At 66.8% G+C, this 17984-nt stretch carries 17 protein-coding genes; 9 read left to right on the forward strand and 8 right to left on the reverse strand.

Annotated elements, in window-relative coordinates; translation table 11 throughout:
• The first annotated feature begins 76 nt into the window (after nt 1-76).
• The 4 genes from AAIL68_RS04360 to AAIL68_RS04375 are packed head-to-tail and all read left to right on the forward strand — an operon-like array spanning nt 77 to nt 4044.
• Entirely contained in the window at nt 77-859 is a 783-nt protein-coding gene (locus tag AAIL68_RS04360) for an ABC transporter ATP-binding protein (protein ID WP_347138327.1), read from the forward strand.
• Nucleotides 856-1689, forward strand: coding sequence for an ABC transporter ATP-binding protein (locus tag AAIL68_RS04365; protein WP_347138328.1), 834 nt, complete (start codon nt 856-858; stop codon nt 1687-1689). Before AAIL68_RS04360 ends, AAIL68_RS04365 begins: the two co-directional genes overlap by 4 nt.
• Before the next feature lie 3 nt (nt 1690-1692).
• Nucleotides 1693-2700, forward strand: a complete 1008-nt coding sequence (locus AAIL68_RS04370; protein WP_347138329.1) for a branched-chain amino acid ABC transporter permease — start codon at nt 1693-1695, stop codon at nt 2698-2700.
• 12 nt (nt 2701-2712) lie between these two features.
• Complete coding sequence (locus AAIL68_RS04375; protein ID WP_347138331.1) at nt 2713-4044, forward strand: branched-chain amino acid ABC transporter permease; 1332 nt, start codon at nt 2713-2715, stop codon at nt 4042-4044.
• A gap of 25 nt (nt 4045-4069) precedes the next feature.
• On the opposite strand, the gene AAIL68_RS04380 is transcribed toward AAIL68_RS04375, so the two are convergent.
• Complete coding sequence (locus AAIL68_RS04380) at nt 4070-4600, reverse strand: CAP domain-containing protein (RefSeq protein ID WP_347138332.1); 531 nt, start codon at nt 4598-4600, stop codon at nt 4070-4072.
• A gap of 100 nt (nt 4601-4700) precedes the next feature.
• Between AAIL68_RS04380 and guaA the strand changes: the two genes are divergently transcribed.
• Nucleotides 4701-6275, forward strand: a complete 1575-nt coding sequence (gene guaA, locus AAIL68_RS04385) for a glutamine-hydrolyzing GMP synthase (protein ID WP_347138333.1) — start codon at nt 4701-4703, stop codon at nt 6273-6275.
• 232 nt (nt 6276-6507) lie between these two features.
• Here guaA and AAIL68_RS04390 read toward each other — a convergent pair whose 3' ends face one another.
• Genes AAIL68_RS04390 through paaN form a run of 7 tightly spaced genes read right to left on the reverse strand, consistent with a single transcriptional unit; the run spans nt 6508 to nt 14609 of the window.
• Nucleotides 6508-8448: a 3-hydroxyacyl-CoA dehydrogenase NAD-binding domain-containing protein gene (locus AAIL68_RS04390; RefSeq protein ID WP_347138334.1), complete on the reverse strand. Its 1941-nt coding sequence runs from the start codon at nt 8446-8448 to the stop codon at nt 6508-6510.
• A 1-nt stretch (nt 8449) separates the two neighbouring features.
• Nucleotides 8450-9151: an ABC transporter ATP-binding protein gene (locus tag AAIL68_RS04395; RefSeq protein WP_347138336.1), complete on the reverse strand. Its 702-nt coding sequence runs from the start codon at nt 9149-9151 to the stop codon at nt 8450-8452.
• Entirely contained in the window at nt 9138-9929 is a 792-nt protein-coding gene (locus tag AAIL68_RS04400) for an ABC transporter ATP-binding protein (RefSeq protein ID WP_347138337.1), read from the reverse strand. The genes AAIL68_RS04395 and AAIL68_RS04400 overlap by 14 nt, the downstream gene beginning before the upstream one ends.
• Nucleotides 9926-10882 carry a branched-chain amino acid ABC transporter permease gene (locus AAIL68_RS04405; protein WP_347138338.1) on the reverse strand — a complete coding sequence of 319 codons (957 nt, stop codon included), beginning with the start codon at nt 10880-10882 and terminating at the stop codon, nt 9926-9928. Before AAIL68_RS04405 ends, AAIL68_RS04400 begins: the two co-directional genes overlap by 4 nt.
• 1 nt (nt 10883) lies before the next feature.
• Nucleotides 10884-11756 carry a branched-chain amino acid ABC transporter permease gene (locus AAIL68_RS04410; RefSeq protein WP_347138339.1) on the reverse strand — a complete coding sequence of 291 codons (873 nt, stop codon included), beginning with the start codon at nt 11754-11756 and terminating at the stop codon, nt 10884-10886.
• Between the two features lie 57 nt (nt 11757-11813).
• Nucleotides 11814-12956 (reverse strand): ABC transporter substrate-binding protein, encoded by a 1143-nt coding sequence (locus AAIL68_RS04415; RefSeq protein ID WP_347138340.1) that lies wholly within the window; start codon nt 12954-12956, stop codon nt 11814-11816.
• Nucleotides 12957-12983: 27 nt separating this feature from the next.
• On the reverse strand, nt 12984-14609 hold the full coding sequence (gene paaN / locus AAIL68_RS04420; protein WP_347138342.1) for a phenylacetic acid degradation protein PaaN: 1626 nt from the start codon (nt 14607-14609) through the stop codon (nt 12984-12986).
• A 112-nt stretch (nt 14610-14721) separates the two neighbouring features.
• On the opposite strand from paaN, the gene paaG reads away from it, so the two are divergent.
• The 4 genes from paaG to AAIL68_RS04440 all read left to right on the forward strand — a co-directional run bounded on the left by paaG (nt 14722) and on the right by AAIL68_RS04440 (nt 17966).
• Nucleotides 14722-15516: a 2-(1,2-epoxy-1,2-dihydrophenyl)acetyl-CoA isomerase PaaG gene (gene paaG / locus AAIL68_RS04425; RefSeq protein WP_347138343.1), complete on the forward strand. Its 795-nt coding sequence runs from the start codon at nt 14722-14724 to the stop codon at nt 15514-15516.
• Nucleotides 15517-15530: 14 nt separating this feature from the next.
• Nucleotides 15531-15956: a hydroxyphenylacetyl-CoA thioesterase PaaI gene (paaI, locus tag AAIL68_RS04430; protein WP_347138495.1), complete on the forward strand. Its 426-nt coding sequence runs from the start codon at nt 15531-15533 to the stop codon at nt 15954-15956.
• 23 nt (nt 15957-15979) lie between these two features.
• Entirely contained in the window at nt 15980-17290 is a 1311-nt protein-coding gene (gene paaK, locus AAIL68_RS04435; RefSeq protein ID WP_347138344.1) for a phenylacetate--CoA ligase PaaK, read from the forward strand.
• Between the two features lie 76 nt (nt 17291-17366).
• Complete coding sequence (locus AAIL68_RS04440; RefSeq protein ID WP_347138345.1) at nt 17367-17966, forward strand: TetR/AcrR family transcriptional regulator; 600 nt, start codon at nt 17367-17369, stop codon at nt 17964-17966.
• Nucleotides 17967-17984: the final 18 nt, after the last annotated feature.

Raw genomic sequence — 17984 nt, forward strand, 5'->3', positions numbered from 1 at the left:
TGCCGGGCCATTTTTTTATGACAAAAGCCGCTGAATGCGGTCACACTTCACCAATGGCGTGAAGACGGGGTAGAAAATGATAAGGGTCGAAGACCTTCACCGGCATTTCGGGGGCTTCCGCGCCGTCGATGGCGCCAGCCTGGCGATCGAGAAAGGCTCGATCACCGGGCTGATCGGCCCGAACGGGGCGGGCAAGTCCACGCTGTTCAACGTGATCGCGGGCGTGCTGCCGCCGACATCAGGCCGCGTCTTCATGGACGGAGAGGACATCACCGGCCTGCCGCCGCACCAGTTGTTCCACAAGGGCCTGCTGCGGACCTTCCAGCTTGCGCATGAGTTCAGCTCCATGACCGTGCGGGAAAACCTGATGATGGTGCCAGGCAGCCAATCGGGCGAGACGATCTGGAAGACCTGGTTCCAGCGCGGCCGGATCGAGCGCGAGGAAACCGCCCTTCGCAAGAAGGCCGACGAGGTTCTGGATTTCCTGACCATCCGCCACCTGACCCATGAAAAGGCCGGGAACCTGTCGGGCGGCCAGAAGAAGCTGCTGGAACTGGGCCGCACCATGATGGTCGATGCCAAGGTCGTCTTCCTGGACGAGGTCGGCGCCGGCGTGAACCGCACCCTGCTGATGACCATCGCGGATGCGATCCTCCGGCTGAACCGGGAACGCGGCTATACCTTCTGCGTGATCGAACACGACATGGATTTCATCGGCAAGCTGTGCGACCCGGTCATCGTCATGGCCGAGGGCAAGGTGCTGGCCCGTGGCAGCGCCGCCGACATCATGCAGAACGAGGCCGTGATCGAGGCCTATCTGGGCACGGGCCTCAAGAACAAGGACATGGTGGGCGCATGAGCGATCAGGACGCAGTCTTCGGCAACCGGGGCAACCGCGACCTGTCGGTCGTGAACCCCAAGGGACGCGGCAGCATCGACGGCACCCGCCGGTCCGGTCCCGTCGGGCCGGGCCAGGCGGGCGACCCCTTCCTGATCGGGGAAGGGATGACCGGAGGATACGGCAGGGGCCCCGATATCCTGCACGACTGCACCATCGCGGTCGAACGGGGCCAGATCGCCGTGATCGTCGGCCCCAACGGCGCGGGCAAGTCCACCGCCATGAAGGCGGTCTTCGGGATGCTGGACCTGCGCAAGGGCAGCGTCCGGCTGGACGGGCGCGACATCACCACCCTGAATCCGCAGGACCGCGTGAAGGCGGGCATGGGCTTCGTGCCGCAGGTCAACAACATCTTCCCGTCCATGACGGTCGAGGAGAACCTTGAAATGGGGGCCTTCATCCGCAAGGACGACATCCGCAGCACGATGGAGCAGGTCTATGACCTGTTCCCCGCCGTCGCCGCCAAGCGCCGCCAGGCCGCGGGCGAATTGTCGGGCGGGCAGCGCCAGCAGGTCGCGGTGGGCCGCGCGCTGATGACGCAGCCCTCGGTCCTGATGCTGGACGAACCGACTGCGGGCGTCAGCCCCATCGTCATGGACGAGCTGTTCGACCGCATCATCGCCATCGCGCGGGGCGGCCTGCCGGTGCTGATGGTGGAACAGAACGCCAAGCAGGCGATGATGATCGCCGACAAGGCCTATGTGCTGGTGCAGGGGGCGAATGCCCATACCGGCACGGGCAAGGAACTGATGCAGAACGACGAGGTGCGCCGCACCTTCCTAGGGGGCTGAGCCTTGGATATCCTCAACGCCCTCGTGGCCTTCCTGAATTTCGTCTTCATCCCCGCCGCCGCCTATGGCGCGCAGCTTGCGCTTGGCGCGCTTGGGGTGACGCTGATCTATGGCATCCTGCGGTTTTCCAATTTCGCCCATGGCGACACCATGGCCTTCGGCACCGCCATCACCATCCTGGTGACCTGGGGGCTGCAGGCGCTTGGCGTGTCGCTGGGGCCGCTGCCCACGGCGCTGCTGGCCCTGCCCGTGGGGATCGCCGCCACGGCCGTTCTTGTGCTGGCGACGGACCGGGCGGTCTATCGCTTCTACCGAGCGCAGCGGGCAGCGCCGATCATCTTCGTCATGGCCTCGGTCGGCGTGATGTTCGTGATGAACGGGCTGACGCGCCTGCTGATCGGCGTCGATGAACAGCGCTTCGACGACGGCGCGCGCTTCATCATCAACGTCCGCGATTTCCGCGACTGGACGGGCCTGGCCGAGGGGCTGGCGCTGCGGTCCACCCAAGCGCTGACGCTGGTCGTGACCGTGATCGTCTGCGTGGCGCTGTTCTGGTTCCTGAACCGCACCAAGTCGGGCAAGGCGATGCGCGCCTATTCCGACAACGAGGATCTGGCCCTGCTGTCCGGCATCGACCCCGAAAGGGTGGTGCGCATGACCTGGATCATCGCCGCAGCCCTGATGACCATCGCGGGCGTGCTGTACGGGTTGGACAAATCCTTCCGACCCTTCAACTATTTCCAGATCCTGCTGCCGATCTTCGCCGCCGCCATCGTGGGGGGCCTTGGCAACCCCGTCGGCGCCATCGCGGGCGGTTTCCTTGTCGCCTTTTCCGAAGTCGCGGTGACCTACCCCTGGGTCAAGGTCGCGGGCTATCTGGCGCCCGGCTGGGAACCGGGGGGGCTGCTGCAACTGCTGGGCACCGAATACAAGTTCGCCGTCAGCTTCGTCATCCTCATCGTGGTGCTGCTGTTCCGCCCGACCGGGCTGTTCCGCGGCAAGTCGATCTAAGGGGGGTTTGCCATGTCATCCAACCGTCAAGCCGCCCAAGCCAGCCCCTGGCGCGCGCCCGTCCTGTTCGCGGCCCTCGCCATCCTGTTCGTGCTGGAGGGCACGGTCAGGAACGGCATGTTCTCGGGGTCGTGGAACACGGCCCTGGCGATCCTGAACATGGGGCTGATCTCGGCCATCACGGCCCTGGGCGTGAACATGCAATGGGGCTATGCCGGGCTCTTCAACACGGGCGTCGTGGGTTTCCTCGCCATTGGCGGGCTTGCCCCGGTGCTGGTGTCCCTGCCTCCGGTCGAGGGCGCCTGGTCCGCGGGCGGGCCGCGCCTGATCCTGGCGCTGCTGGTGGGCCTTGGCACGCTGGCCCTGGCGCGCATCGTCTATGGGCGCACGCGCCGGGTCTGGGCCGTGGCCTTGGTGCTGCTGGCGGGCTTCGTCGCCTATCGCTGGCTGTTCGACCCCGCCGTCACCGCGATCGAAGCCAATGATTCCGCCCGCACCGGCAATATCGGCGGCCTTGGCCTGCCGATCCTGCTGTCTTGGCTGATGGGCGGCGCCTTCGCCGCAGCCGCCGCCTGGGCCGTGGGCAAGGTCGCGCTTGGGCTTCGCTCTGACTACCTCGCCATCGCGACGCTGGGCATCGGCGAGATCATCGTGGCCGTCCTGAAGAACGAGGACTGGCTGGCGCGCGGCGTCAAGAACGTCGCCGCCATTCCCCGGCCCGTGCCCTATGAGACCGACCTGCAGCAGAACCCGGCCTTTGCCGATTTCGCCGCCCGCTGGGGTTTCGGCGTGGCCGAGGCCTCGGGCATCTGGGTCAAGCTGTGCTACATGTCGCTGTTCCTGGTCGTGCTGCTCGCGCTCATCCTGCTGGCGCAGCTGGCGCTGAAATCGCCCTGGGGCCGGATGATGCGGGCGATCCGCGACAACGAAACCGCGGCCGCAGCCATGGGCAAGGACGTGACCGCCCGCCATCTTCAGGTCTTCGTCCTGGGGTCGGCGGTGATCGGCATCGCGGGCGCCATGATGATCACGCTGGACGGGCTGATGGCGCCCACCAGCTATGGTCCGCTGCGCTATACCTTCCTGATCTGGGTGATGGTGATCGTGGGCGGGTCCGGCAACAACTGGGGTTCGGTCCTGGGGGCCGTGCTGATCTGGTTCCTGTGGATCAAGGTCGAGATCTGGGGCCCGAACCTGATCGGCCTTCTGGTCAGCCCCCTGCCCGATGGCGACATCAAGGCGCATCTTCTGGGCAGCGCGCCGCATATGCGCTTCATTGTCATGGGCCTGGTTCTGCTTCTGGTGCTGCGCTTCGCGCCACGCGGCCTGGTGCCCGAGAAATAAGGAAGGGGCCGCAAGGCCCCTTTCTTCATCGGCAGTTGTCGCCCAGGACCACGCTGTAATAGGACAGGCCATCGGCGCCCCTGGCATAGCCGCTGCCCACCTGCCGGCTGGGCTGACCCAGCAGCTCGGTCCGCTGCGCCTCGGCGGCAAGCCAGCGCGCGACGGCGTCCGCCGGGCTGCCGCCCCGGCCGACAAGCTGCACGACGCCGCAGGTCGGATAGCCGACGGCCCGCGCCCGGTCCACGACGCTGGATCCGTTCGACCCTTCGACATCCACCCGCCCCAGCAGCGCCATGTCGCAGGCATGGCTTTGCGCGATCCGCGTCAGAAGCGGGGCCGTGGTCAGCGGGATCTTGCCCCCGCCTTCGCGCGCGGCGTTGATGGCGGCGTCCATCTGCGCGGCAATTGCCGGGTCGCCCGCGCATTGCGCCGCCAGCGCTTCCTCGGCTGGGGGAACGGTGGGCGTTTCCCAGGGCATGGCCGTACGGATGCCCTGCTGGCAAGCGGCAAGGGCAGCCAGGCTGGCGGCGGCGGCAAGGGTGCGGAAGACGGACATGGGAACCTCGGCTATTGCTGCTGGGAACGCGGCCCCGACTGTGGCAGTTCCGGGTGCCAAATCCCTTGCGCGGCGGCATGGGCGCGCTTAAAGCGCATCCATGACCCAGCATCAACGCCTTCTGATCATCGACTTCGGCAGCCAGGTGACGCAGCTGATTGCGCGCCGCCTGCGGGAACTGAACGTCTATTGCGAAATCCACCCCTATAACCTGCTGACCGACGACATCCTGCGCGGGCTGAACCCGCAGGCGGTGATCCTGTCGGGCGGGCCGGACAGCGTGACGCGCGAGGGCAGCCCCCGCGCCCCGCAGGCGGTCTTCGACCTGGGCGTGCCGGTCTTCGGCATCTGCTATGGCCAGCAGGTGATGATGGAGCAATTGGGCGGCAAGGTCGAGGCGGGCCACCACGCCGAATACGGCCGCGCCTTCATCGCCCCGGCCGAAGGGCACAAGGGCGACGGCATCTTCGCGGGCCTGTTCGATGCGACCAACAAGGATGGGGGCCGCGAGGAAGTGTGGATGAGCCACGGCGACCGCGTGACCGCCCTTGCGCCGGGCTTCGAGGTGATCGGCACCTCGCCCAACGCCCCCTTCGCGATGATCGCGGATGAGGCGCGCCGTTTCTACGCGGTGCAGTTCCACCCCGAGGTGCATCACACTCCGCGCGGGCGGCGGATGCTGGAAAACTTCGTCCGCATGGCGGGCTTTACCGGCGACTGGACCATGGCCGGTTACCGGGATGAGGCGATCCGCAAGATCCGCGAACAGGTGGGCGACAGGAAGGTGATCTGCGGGCTGTCGGGCGGCGTGGACAGTTCCGTCGCCGCCGTGCTGATTCACGAAGCCATCGGCGACCAGCTGACCTGCGTCTTCGTGGACCACGGGCTTCTGCGGCTGAACGAAGCCGAGGAAGTCGTGACGATGTTCCGCGACAACTACAACATCCCGCTGATCCACGCGGACGAATCCGAGCTGTTCCTGGGCGCCCTGGAAGGCGTCAGCGACCCCGAGGTCAAGCGCAAGACCATCGGGCGGCTGTTCATCGACGTGTTCCAGCGTTACGCATCGGGCATCGAAGGGGCCGAGTTCCTGGCGCAAGGCACGCTTTATCCCGACGTGATCGAAAGCGTCAGCTTCAGCGGCGGGCCTTCGGTCACGATCAAGTCGCACCACAATGTCGGCGGGTTGCCCGAGAAGATGGGCCTGAAACTGGTCGAGCCGCTGCGCGAGCTGTTCAAGGACGAGGTCCGCGCCCTTGGCCGCGAACTGGGCCTGCCGGAAAAGTTCATCGGCCGCCACCCCTTCCCCGGCCCCGGCCTCGCCATCCGCTGCCCCGGAGAGATCACCCGCGAAAAGCTGGATATCCTGCGCAAGGCCGACGCGGTCTTCATCGACCAGATCCGCAAGCACGGGCTTTACGACGAGATCTGGCAGGCCTTCGTGGCGATCCTGCCGGTCCGCACCGTGGGCGTGATGGGCGACGGGCGCACCTATGACTATGCCTGCGCGCTGCGGGCGGTCACGTCGGTCGATGGGATGACGGCGGATTACTATCCCTTCACCCACGACTTCCTGGGCGAGACCGCGACGCGCATCATCAACGAGGTCAAGGGCATCAACCGCTGCACCTATGACATCACCTCGAAGCCGCCGGGCACGATCGAGTGGGAGTGATCGCGGCCTGACGCGGGACATCCTGCGATCCGGCGCTGAAACCAGTATTGCCCAGACAGGAGCGGCACTCAGCCGCTCCTGTCATTTATGTCAAAAATGATAGCGCAGGGCCGACCGGATCGGTCGGGGTTTGACAGTATGCCTTGTCAGACCATGGGCAGCGCATTTGCGCCAGACCATGCCTGGCGCGGCACGACCCGCCCGCCGCCTTAAGGCAGGGAACCAGCGCGATCTATCTCCGTCCCGTCGCGAACATCGGCCCGCCCTTCCATCGCGGAAATCCGTATCCGTGGACCTTGACCAGGTCGATGTCGGCGACCTTTGCGGCGATGCCTTCGTCCAGGATCGCCTGTCCTTCGGCGGCCATTTCGCCGACCAGGTGGCGGGCGATGGCGGCGCGGTCCATCGCGGCACTGCCGGTGATGCGGTCCGCCAGCAGCGCGGCGGCAGTGGCCGAGGGCTGCGGCCTGCGGTCGCCGGGCGCATAGTCGTACCAGCCGCCGCCGGTCTTCTGGCCCTTGCGGCCCGCGCGGACCAGGAGGTCGGCCAGGGTTTCCGGCACCTCCTGCCCCGCCGCCCGCGCCCCTTCGCGCTGCAGATATGCGATGTCGAGCCCGCCCAGATCCTGCGCCTCGAAGGGGCCCATGGCCAGGCCGTAGCCGCGCATGGCGGCGTCGATCTCGGCAATGGCGACGCCCTGGCGGACCAGGGCCTCGGCCGAGGCGCGGTAGCGTTTCAGGATGCGGTTGCCGATGAAGCCCTCGCAGATGCCGGATTGCACGGGGATCTTGTCCAGCAGCCGGGCCAGGGCAAAGCCGGTGGCCAGCGTCCGGTCCGAGATCTGGGGCGCCGGCACGATCTCCAGCAGGCGCATGACATTGGCGGGGCTGAAGAAGTGCAGCCCGATGAAGCGGTCCGGGTGGGGCAGCCCGTCCGCGATCAGCCGGGGGTCGAGATAGGAGGTGTTGGTGGCCAGCACCGCATCCGCGCGGCAGGCTGTGGCAAGCCGGTCGAAGACGGCGCGCTTGACGCCGATCTCCTCGAACACGGCCTCGATGATCAGGTCGGCATCGGACAGGGCGGCGTAGTCGGTGGTGGCCGTGACGCCCGCCATGCGGTCTGCGGCCTGCGCGTCCGTCAGCTTGCCGCGCTTGACGGCGCCCTCGAAGATGGCGCGCAGGTTCGTCAGCCCACGCGCCACGGCCTCGTCGTCGCGCTCGATCAGGGTGACGGGCAGCCCCGCATCGCGCAGGGCTGCGGCGATGCCCGCGCCCATGGTGCCGCCGCCGATCACGCCCACCTTGTGCAAGGGCAAAGGCTCCACGCCCTTCAGATGCGCGGGCCGGGGCGCGGCGCGTTCGGCGAAGAAGACGTGGCGCAGGGCCGCGGCCTGCTCCGATCCGCGCAGGTCCAGGAAGGTCTGGCGCTCGAAGGCCATGGCCTCGGCAAAGGGCGCCTCGGCCGCCTTGCGCAGGCAGTCGAGCGCGCGCAGCGGCGCCTCGGCGCCCTTGGCGGCCTTTGCCACGGCCTTGCGCTTCTCCTCCCAGAAGGCCGGATAGGGCGCGATGATCGGACGGGCCGAGACGGGGGGCGGCAGGTCGCGGGTCAGCGCGTCGCGGGCGAAGGTGATGGCACCCGCCTGCAGGTCGCCCGAGACCACCGCGTCGATCAGCCCCAGCGACAGCGCCTTCGCGGCCCGCACGGGCTTGCCCGAGGTGACCAGATCGACGGCGGCCTCCACCCCCGCCAGGCGCGGCGTGCGCACGGTGCCCGACGCGCCCGGCACGATGCCGAGCGTGACTTCGGGCAGGCCGACCGAGGCGCTGTCCACCGCCACGCGGAACCGGCAGCCCATCGCCACCTCGAAGCCGCCGCCCAGGGCGGAGCCGTGGATCGCCGCCACCCAGGGCTTTGCGGCGGCCTCGATCCGGTCCACCAGATCGGGCAGATGCGGCGCAAGCGGGGGCTTACCGAACTCGGTCACGTCCGCCCCCGCGATGAAGGTCCGGCCCGCGCAGATCAAGACCACGGCGCGGACCGAGGCATCGGCGTCCAGTGTGGCGACCGCATCCCACAAGCCCTGCCGCAGCCCCTGCGACAGCGCGTTCACCGGCGGGTTGTCCACGGTGACAACGGCGATCCCGCCCTCGCGGGTGATGGTCACAACTGACATGCTATATTCCCAGGTATGCTTCGCGGATGCGCGGGTCGGCGATCAGGTCTTCCGCCGCGCCCGACATGGTGATGCGGCCGGTTTCCATGACATAGCCCCGGTCCGCGATCTTCAGCGCGCCAAAGGCGTTCTGCTCGACCAGCAGCACGGTCACGCCAAGCGCCTTGAGCCCGCTGACCACGTCGAAGATCTGCTGCACGATGATCGGGGCCAAGCCCATCGACGGCTCGTCCAGCAGCAGGCAGGATGGGCGACCCATCAGAGCGCGGGCCATGGCCAGCATCTGCTGCTGCCCGCCCGACAGCCCGCCCGCCGCCAGGTTGCGCTTTTCGCGCAGGATCGGGAACATCTGGAAGGCGTCCTCCATGTCCTTTTCCACGCGGTCGTCGGTGAAGAGATACGCGCCAAGGCGCAGGTTCTCCTCGACCGTCAGGTTGGTGAAGATCTGGCGTCCCTCGGGCGATTGCGTCAGGCCCCGCGCCGGGCGGCGATGGGCGGGAACGCCGGTCAGCGTCTCGCCCCGGAAGGTGATCGTTCCGCCGGACACCGGCTGCGTGCCCGACAGGCATTTCAGCAGCGTCGTCTTGCCCGCGCCATTGGCGCCGACCACCGTGACGATTTCCCCGGAATCCACCGTCAGGTCGATGCCATGCAGCACCTCGATCCGGCCATAGCGCGACCGCAGGCCCTCAACCGTCAGCATGGGCGGCCCCCGTTTCTGCATCAGTTCCAAGGTATGCAGCGATGACCGCCGGGTTGCGGCTGACGCTGGCGGGATCGCCCTCGGCGATTTTTTCGCCATGGTCCAGCACGACGATGTGGTTGGAAATCCGCATGACCATCTTCATGTCATGTTCGACCAGCAGGATCGCCACGCCGGATGCCGCGACCTCGGCGATCAGGTGGTCGATCTCCTCGGTCTCGACCGCGTTGCAGCCTGCGGCGGGTTCGTCCAGCAGCAGGATTTTCGGCGACAGGGCCAGGGCGCGGGCGATTTCCAGCCGTTTCAGCGCGCCATAGGACAGGTTCCCGGCCTCACGCTCCGCCGCGCGGTCAAGACCCACGCGGGCCAGAAGCTCGCGCGCACCTGCCTCGGCCTCGGCGGCACGGCGACGGGATGCAGGCAGGCCCAGCAGGTCCGCCAGAACCGGCCCGCGTTCCTTGAGGTGATAGCCCGAGATCGCGTTTTCCAGCACCGTCATGGACTGGAAGATCTGCAGGTTCTGGAAGGTCCGCGAAAGCCCTCGCCGGGCCAGCAGATGCGGGGCCCTGCCGGTCACGTCCTCGCCCCCCAGCACCACGCGGCCCCGGCCCGGCTGGTAGACGCCCGAGATCATGTTGAACAACGTGGTCTTGCCCGCGCCGTTCGGACCGATGACCGAAGTAATCTCTCCGGGTTGCACGGTGAAGCTGACATCGTTCACGGCCTTGAGGCCGCCGAAGCTGATGCCAAGCCCCTCGACTGACAGAAGCGCGGTCATTCGTCTTTTCCCCGGACCTTGCGCAGGATCGACGGCAGCAACCCCTGCGGCAGGAAGATCATCACCAGCATCATCACCAAGCCCAGCACAAGCTGTTCGTATTCGGCAAAGACCGTCAGCACCTGCGGCAGCAGCGTCAGCACCGCCGCGCCGAAGATCGCGCCCAGCACCGATCCGACGCCGCCCAGGACGGCCATCGTCACCATCTCGATCGAGTGCATGAAGCCCGCCACGTCCGGCGTGATGAATTTGTTCTGCAACGCCAACAGCGAGCCGGACACGGACGCAAAGACCGCCGAGATCACGAAGGCCTGCAGTTTCAGCCGCGCCACATCGACGCCCACGGTCCGCGCCGCGACCTCGGACCCGTGGAGGGCGCGGAGCGCGCGGCCGGTCGGGCTGTTGTAGAGGTTCAGCGCCAGCCAGGCGGCAAGGATCAGGACGATGCCGCAGAAGAAATACCAGAACTGGCCGTTGGTCAGGTCCAGGCCCGCGTCCTTCAGCAGCCCGCGCAGGCCCAGGTCCGGCACTTCCATCCCGTCGGGGCCGCCGGTCAGTTGGCGTTCGTTGTTCAGGACCATCGAGACGAGGATGCCGAAGCCCAGGGTGGCGACGCCCAGGTAATATCCCTTCAACCGCAGGATCGGGCGGCCGACCAGAAAGGCCAGGACGGCGGAAATCGCCGCGCCCAGAACAAGTGCCAGCGCGGGATACAGCCCCAGATGCACGGGGGCCAGCGCGCAGGCATAGGCGCCGATCCCGGCGAAACCGGCATGGCCCAGGCTGATCTGGCCCGCGTATCCGGTCAGGATCACGATACCGGTCACGGCGATGGCGTTGACGAAGATCAGCGCGCCCACGCGGTAGTAATAGCCCGAGGGGAACAGGATGGGCGACAGCAGGATCAGGACGACCAGCACCAGCAGCGTGGCGGATTTGGGGGTCAGCTTCATGTCACACCCGCTCGGTCGATTTGCGGCCGAACAGGCCCTGCGGCATGAAGAACAGCACCAGCAGGATCACGACAAAGGCGGCGGCGTCCTTGTATTGCGACGACAGGTATCCCGCCGTCAGCGCCTCGAGCAGGCCCAGCAGGAAGCCCCCGGCAAGCGCGCCCTTCGGGTTGCCCATCCCGCCCAGCATGGCGGCGGCAAAGCCCTTCAGCGCGAAGGCCAGGCCCACGTCATAGGATGTCAGCGTGATCGGCGTTGCCAGCACCCCGGCAAGCGCGCCGATGCCCGCCGACAGCGCGAAGGACAGCGTCATCACGAAATTGGTGTTGATGCCCACCAGCTGCGCAGCCAGGCGGTTGTTCGACGTGGCAAGCACCGCACGCCCGGTCAGCGTGCGGGTGAAGAACAGCCACAGGCCGATGAAAACCACCACCGCGCCGCCGATCACCCACAGGCTTTGCGGCAGGATCGTGGCGCCGCCGATGCGCAGGGGCGTGTCGCCCGAAAACGCCGGGAAGCTGTGGATCTGCTTGCCGAACAGTAGCTGCGCCCCGCCCCGGATGAAGATGGATGCGCCGATGGTGATGATGATCAGCGACACCACGGGCGCGCCGCGCGCGGGCTCGATGGCCAGCTTGTTCATCGCGACGCCGATGGCGGATGTCACGACAATGGCGATCAGCGCCGCCAGGGGAAGCGGCAGGCCCGCCGCATGGCAGACAAAGGTCAGCATCCCGCCCAGCATGACGAATTCGCCCTGCGCGAAGTTCACCACGTCGGAGGCGTTGTAGATGATCGTGAAGCCAAGCGCGACAAGCGCATAGACCGCGCCCACCGTCACGCCCGAAAACAGGAATTGCAGCAGTTCCGCCATGGCGACCCTTTCTGGCAGGAATGCCGCGCCCTTGGATCGGGCGCGGCGGTCAGCGGATCATTCCACCACGGTCCATTCGCCGCCCTTGATCTGCAACATGCGGAAGGCGGAGAGATCCAGGCCCAGGTGGTTTTCAGGCGACATGGTGTAGATGCCGGTGGTGCCCGCAAGGCCGCTGGTCGCCTCGATGGCGTCGCGGATGGCCTGCGGCTCGGCCTCGCCCGCCCGCGTGATGGCGTCGGTCAGGATCAGGAAGGCGTCGTTGGCATAGCCGCCGAAGGTGCCGACCGCGGTGCCGGTCTTTTCCTCGAAGGCGGTCTTGTAGGCATCCACCACCGGCTTCTGCGGGTCATCCGCGCCAAGCTGGTCCGCGATCAGCAGCGCGGTGCCGGGCAGGCGCACGCCCTCGGCAGCCTCGGCCCCCGCCAGTTCGATGAAGCCGTCGGATGCCACGCCGTGCGACTGATACAGCGGCAAGTCGATGGCAAGCTGGCGATAGTTGCGCGTGACGATCGACGGGCCCTGGCCAAAGCCGGGGTTCAGCACGGCCTGCACGCCGTCGGTGTTGCGGATCTTGGTCAGCTGCGTGGTCATGTCGGCGTCGGTCGGGTTGTAGGTCTCGTCCGCAGCGACGGTGATGCCGTATTCGCCCACCACCTCCTTGCACTGCGCCTGCATCGACGCGCCGAAGCCGTCGGTGCCCGAGATCATGCCGATGGTGGTGATGCCCTGCTTCTGCATGTCCTCGAAGATCTTCTGGCAGGCCATGCGGTCGGTATGCGGGGTCTTAAAGGTGAAGGGTTTCACGGGGTCGATGATCTCGATGGCACCGGCCAGCGAGATGAAGGGGATCTCGTTGTCCTCGGCGACCGAGAGGATCGACATGGAGGTGCCGGTGGTCGATCCGCCGATGATCGCCACGACCTCGTCATCCTCGATCAGGCGGGTGGCGAAGGTGCGCGCCTTGTTCGGGTCGCCGCCGTCGTCGTAAAGGGTCAGCGCGATTTCCTCGCCATTGATGCCCCCCTTTTCGTTGATCTGCTCGACCAGCATTTCCAGGGTCTTGGCCTCGGGGTCGCCCAGGAAGGCGGCGGGGCCGGTCGCGGACAGGGATGCGCCGATGCGGATTTCGGCGCTGGCGGCGGTCGCGCCAAGCGCCAGAGCGGTGGCAAGGGCCGTGGTGGTCAGGATCTTCTGCATTGTTTATCTCCTCCCCAGAGAACTTGGTTAAACGGCGGCGGCGGGCCTGCGCCACATCACGCGGCGAAAGCGGGTCGCGACAAAGGCGGTGTCGGTCAGGCTGGCGTTTCCGGCCGGGTTGGCGCCGGTGACGTGGAAATCGCTGAAGGCCGCCGACTGGTTGACGAAGATGTTGCCGGTCAGGTTGACCGACAGGTTCACGCCCGCACGGGCGAAGGCCCGGACGGCACGCGTGATGCGCGCTTCGTCGGTGTCATAAAGCGCAGCGGTGATGGCGCCCTTTTGAGCCGCCCGATCGGCGGCGCGGGTGATGCCGTTGTCGGCATCGGTGCAGGGGATGACGAAGGCCACGGGGCCGAAGCATTCGTCCTGCGCCACGGGAGCGTCGGCATCCACCGCCAGCAGCAGCGGCGTGCCATCGCGGATGACGCGACCTTGGGCGCGGGCCTGCTCCACACGGCCCCGCGTGGCCGGATTGGCGATGGCGCCGCAGATGCCTGCCGCCTGCTTGGGATCGGCCAGCAGCGAGTCGATGGCCTGGGCCAGTCCCTCGGCGACCTGATCGAAGGACTTGTGCCCTTGGTCCGTGTCGATCCCGTCCTGCGGCACATAGATGTTCTGCGGCGAGGTGCACATCTGCCCGGAATAGAGCGACAGCGAGAAGGCGAGGTTCGCGCACATTCCGTCGAAGTCGTCGGTCGCGGCGATGACGCTGCTGTTGACGCCGGTTTCCTCGGTGAACAGTTGCGCTTGCCGCGCGTTTTCCCGCAGCCAGTCGCCGAAGGTGGACGACCCGGTATAGTCTATCAGCCGCATGGCGGGATCGGTTGCCAGATCCTTGGTGATCTCGGCCCCCGGCTCGTCCACGGCCAGCAGGATCGCGTCGGCGGGAAGGCCGGCCTCGGCCAGAACCTCGCGCGCGACCTGCACGGTCAGGGCCAGCGGCAGGATCGCCGCCGGGTGCGGCTTCACGATGACCGGGTTGCCGGTGGCAAGGCTGGCGAAGATGCCGGGATAGCTGTTCCAGGTCGGGAAGGTGTTGCAGCCGATGGCCAGTGAAACCCCCGCAGGCACCAGCGTCCACTGCTTGTCGATCACCAGCGGCGCGGCCTTGCCCTGCGGCTTTTCCCAGCGGGCGGCGTCGGCAAAGCGGGTCATTTCCGTATAAGCGACCGCGACAGCCTCCAGCCCGCGATCCTGCGCATGAGGGTCGCCCGCCTGGAAGGCCATGGCGAAGGCCTGGCCCGTGGTGTGCATCGTTGCATGGCCCAACAGGAAGCTGATCCGGTTCAGCCGAGACAGGATTTCTAGGCAGGCGCCGACGCGGGTTTCCACGCCAGCCGCCGCCAGATCGTCAGCTGCCGCCTGCGCTGCCGCGATCAGCGCGGGCGCATCCGCCGCCGGATAGGCGATGCCCAGCGTATCACCCCAGGGCGAAACCTCGGCCCCCAGGCGGCGCTGTTCGGGATGACCGGGAAGGGCGAAGTCGCTGCCCAACAGCGCCGTGAAAGCTGCCTCGCCATCCGCCTTGGCGGTCTCGCCATAGATTTTGCCGCTGGGCACCTCGGGGAACGGGGTCCAGAATGTCCGCGCGTGAAGCACCTGAACGGCGTCATCCAGCATCTGGCGATGGCGGGCAAAGAAATCGGTCATGGGCTCCTCCGCCGGTTCCTCCTCCGGCTTGCGAATATCATTGACCGGCCGGTCGGTCTATGCAACACATTTCTTCGAGGAGGCCGAGAAATCGGCGCGCAGGGAGAAGACCATGACCACATCCCCCACGGTGCTGTCGGCCCTTGCCGATGGCGTGCTGACGCTGACGCTGAACCGGCCCGACAAGCTGAATGCCCTCAACGAGGAGATGCACCTGGCGCTGCGCGAAGGCATCCAGCGGGCGCATGACGACGCGGCGGTGCGGGCGGTGCTGCTGACCGGGGCGGGGCGCGGCTTCTGCACCGGGCAGGATCTGGGCAACCGCGATCCCCGCAGGGGCGGGCCTGCCCCCGATCTGGGGCATACGCTGGAGACCTTCTACAACCCGACGGTGCGGCTGATCCGGTCGCTGGAAAAGCCGGTGGTCTGCGCGGTCAACGGCGTGGCGGCGGGTGCGGGCGCCAATATCGCCTTCGCCTGCGATATCGTTCTGGCGGCGAAGTCGGCGAAATTCATCCAGGCCTTCGCGAAAATCGGCCTTGTCCCCGACGCGGGCGGCACCTGGTCGCTTTCGCGCATCCTGGGCGAACCCCGCGCCAAGGCCCTGATGCTGACCGCCGAACCCCTGCCTTCTGAGACGGCCGCCGACTGGGGCCTGATCTGGAAGGCCGTGAACGACGAAACACTGATGGCCGAGGCCGAAGCCCTTGCCAAATCCTTGGCGGCAGGCCCGACCCTGGGCCTGGGCCTAACCAAGCGGCTGATCCAGGACGCCGCGACCAACAGCCTTGACCAGCAGCTTGACGCCGAACGCGACGCGCAACAGCAGGCGGGCCGCAGCGCCGATTATGCAGAAGGCGTCACCGCCTTCCTGGAAAAGCGCCCGGCGAGGTTCAGCGGCAAATGAAATCCGTCAGCGAGATGACCCCGCAGGAAATCGCCGAAGCCTCGGCCCAAGCCATGTGGAACGACGATTCCGCCAGCCAGCGGCTTGGCATGACCCTGGATCACATCGCCCCCGGTCAGGCCACGCTGTCCATGACCATTACGGACGCCATGTCGAACGGACACGGCAACTGCCACGGCGGCTATATCTTCACGCTGGCCGACAGCGCCTTCGCCTTTGCCTGCAACAGCTACAACCAGATGGCCGTGGCGCAGCACTGTTCCATCACCTACCTGATCCCCGGCCGCATCGGCGACCGGCTGACCGCCACCGCCACGGAAACGTCCCGCCGGGGCCGGTCGGGCATCTACGACATCCGCATCACCAACCAGGACGGCGACCACGTGGCCGAGTTCCGCGGCCATTCGCGCACCGTCAAGGGCACCCACCTGCCCGCCTGATCCGCATTCCAGGGAGGAGAACCATGGAAGACCTGACCCCGAACCCCAAGGATCTCGACCCGATCGAGACCGCCTCGCGCGATGAAATCGAGGCGCTGCAATTCCACCGCATGAAGCGGTCGCTGAAACACGCCTTTGAAAACTCGCCTTTCTACCGCAACCAGTTCATCAAGGCCGATGTCCACCCCGAGGATCTGAAGTCGCTGCGTGACATCGCCAAGTTCCCCTTCACCGTGAAGCAGGATCTGCGCGACTGCTATCCCTTCGGCATGTTCGCCGTGCCGCAATCCAAACTGGTGCGGATCCACGGATCGTCCGGCACCACCGGCAAGCCGACCGTGGTGGGCTATACCCAAGCCGATATCGACCATTGGGCGAACCTGATCGCTCGGTCGATCCGGGCGGCGGGCGGACGGCCCGGCGACATGCTGCACAACGCCTATGGCTATGGCCTGTTCACCGGCGGGCTTGGCGCGCATTACGGGGCGGAAAAGCTGGGCTGCACGGTCGTTCCCATGTCGGGCGGCATGACGGAACGGCAGGTGACGCTGATCCACGACTTCAAGCCGCGCATCATCATGGTGACGCCATCCTACATGCTGTCGATCCTGGACGAGTTCCGCAGGCAAGGCCTGGACCCGCGCCAGTCGTCGCTGCAAGTGGGCATCTTCGGGGCCGAACCCTGGACCAATGCCATGCGCCAGGAAATCGAGGACGCCTTCGACATGCACGCCGTCGATATCTATGGCCTGTCCGAGGTGATGGGTCCGGGCGTCGCCCAGGAATGCGTGGAAACCAAGGACGGGCTGCATGTCTGGGAAGACCATTTCTACCCGGAAATCATCGATCCCGTGACCGGCGAAGTCCTGCCCGATGGCGAGATGGGCGAGTTGGTCTTCACCACGCTGACCAAGGAAGGCCTGCCGATGGTGCGCTATCGCACCCGCGACCTGACGCGGCTGCTGCCGGGAACCGCCCGGTCCATGCGCCGGATCGAGAAGATCACCGGACGCTGCGACGACATGATCATCCTGCGCGGCGTCAACGTCTTCCCCACCCAGATCGAGGAGCAGATCCTGAAATGCGCGGGCCTTGCGCCCCATTTCCAGATCGAACTGACCCGGTCGGGCCGCATGGACACCATGACCGTCCATGTCGAATGCGCCGAGGATCACGCCGCAGTGGATGCCCGCGCGATATCCGCCAAGGAACTGTCCCATCACATCAAGTCGGTCGTGGGCGTGTCCACCCGGATCGAGGTCCGCGACCCCGGCGGCATCGCCCGGTCCGAGGGCAAGGCCAAGCGGGTGATCGATAACCGCCCGAAGGAATGAACCCGCGCCGGGGTCGGTGATGACTTTGCCGCAACCCCCGGTTAAAGCGGCGGGCAGGACGCAGGGAAGGAACGGCATGGCCAGGACGCGGGCACAGGATTTCGAGGAAAAGCAGCGCAGCATCCTGGATCATGCGGCGTTGGTCTTTGCCGAACAGGGCATGGACAAGGCGTCGATGGCGCAGATCGCCCAGCAGGCCCAGGTCAGCAAGGCGCTGCTGTATCATTATTACCCCTCCAAGGACGCGCTGATCTTCGCGATCATCATGACGCATCTGGAGGAATTGCAGGACGCCATCGGGGCCGCCGACGACCCCGCCCTGCCCCCGCACCAGCGGTTGCGCAGCCTGGTCGGCGCGGTCCTGGAAAGCTATCGCGGCGCCGACAACCAGCACAAGGTCCAGCTGAACGCGACCGCCGCGCTGACCGACGACCAGAAGGCGCGGATCATGGCGGTGGAACGCGGTATCGTGAAGCGGTTCTCGGCGGTGCTGGACCAGATCAACCCGGACCTGAACACCCGCGAACGCCCGCTGCTGATGCCCGTCACCATGTCGCTGTTCGGCATGATGAACTGGGTCTATATGTGGTTCAAGGATGGCGGCCGCATCAGCCGTGAGGATTACGCGGACGTGGCGACGACGCTGATCCTGGAGGGGATCAAGGCGGTGCGGTAAGGGGCGGTGGTCCGGCCC

Source organism: Paracoccus sp. SSK6, from assembly GCF_039770665.1.
GTDB lineage: Bacteria > Pseudomonadota > Alphaproteobacteria > Rhodobacterales > Rhodobacteraceae > Paracoccus.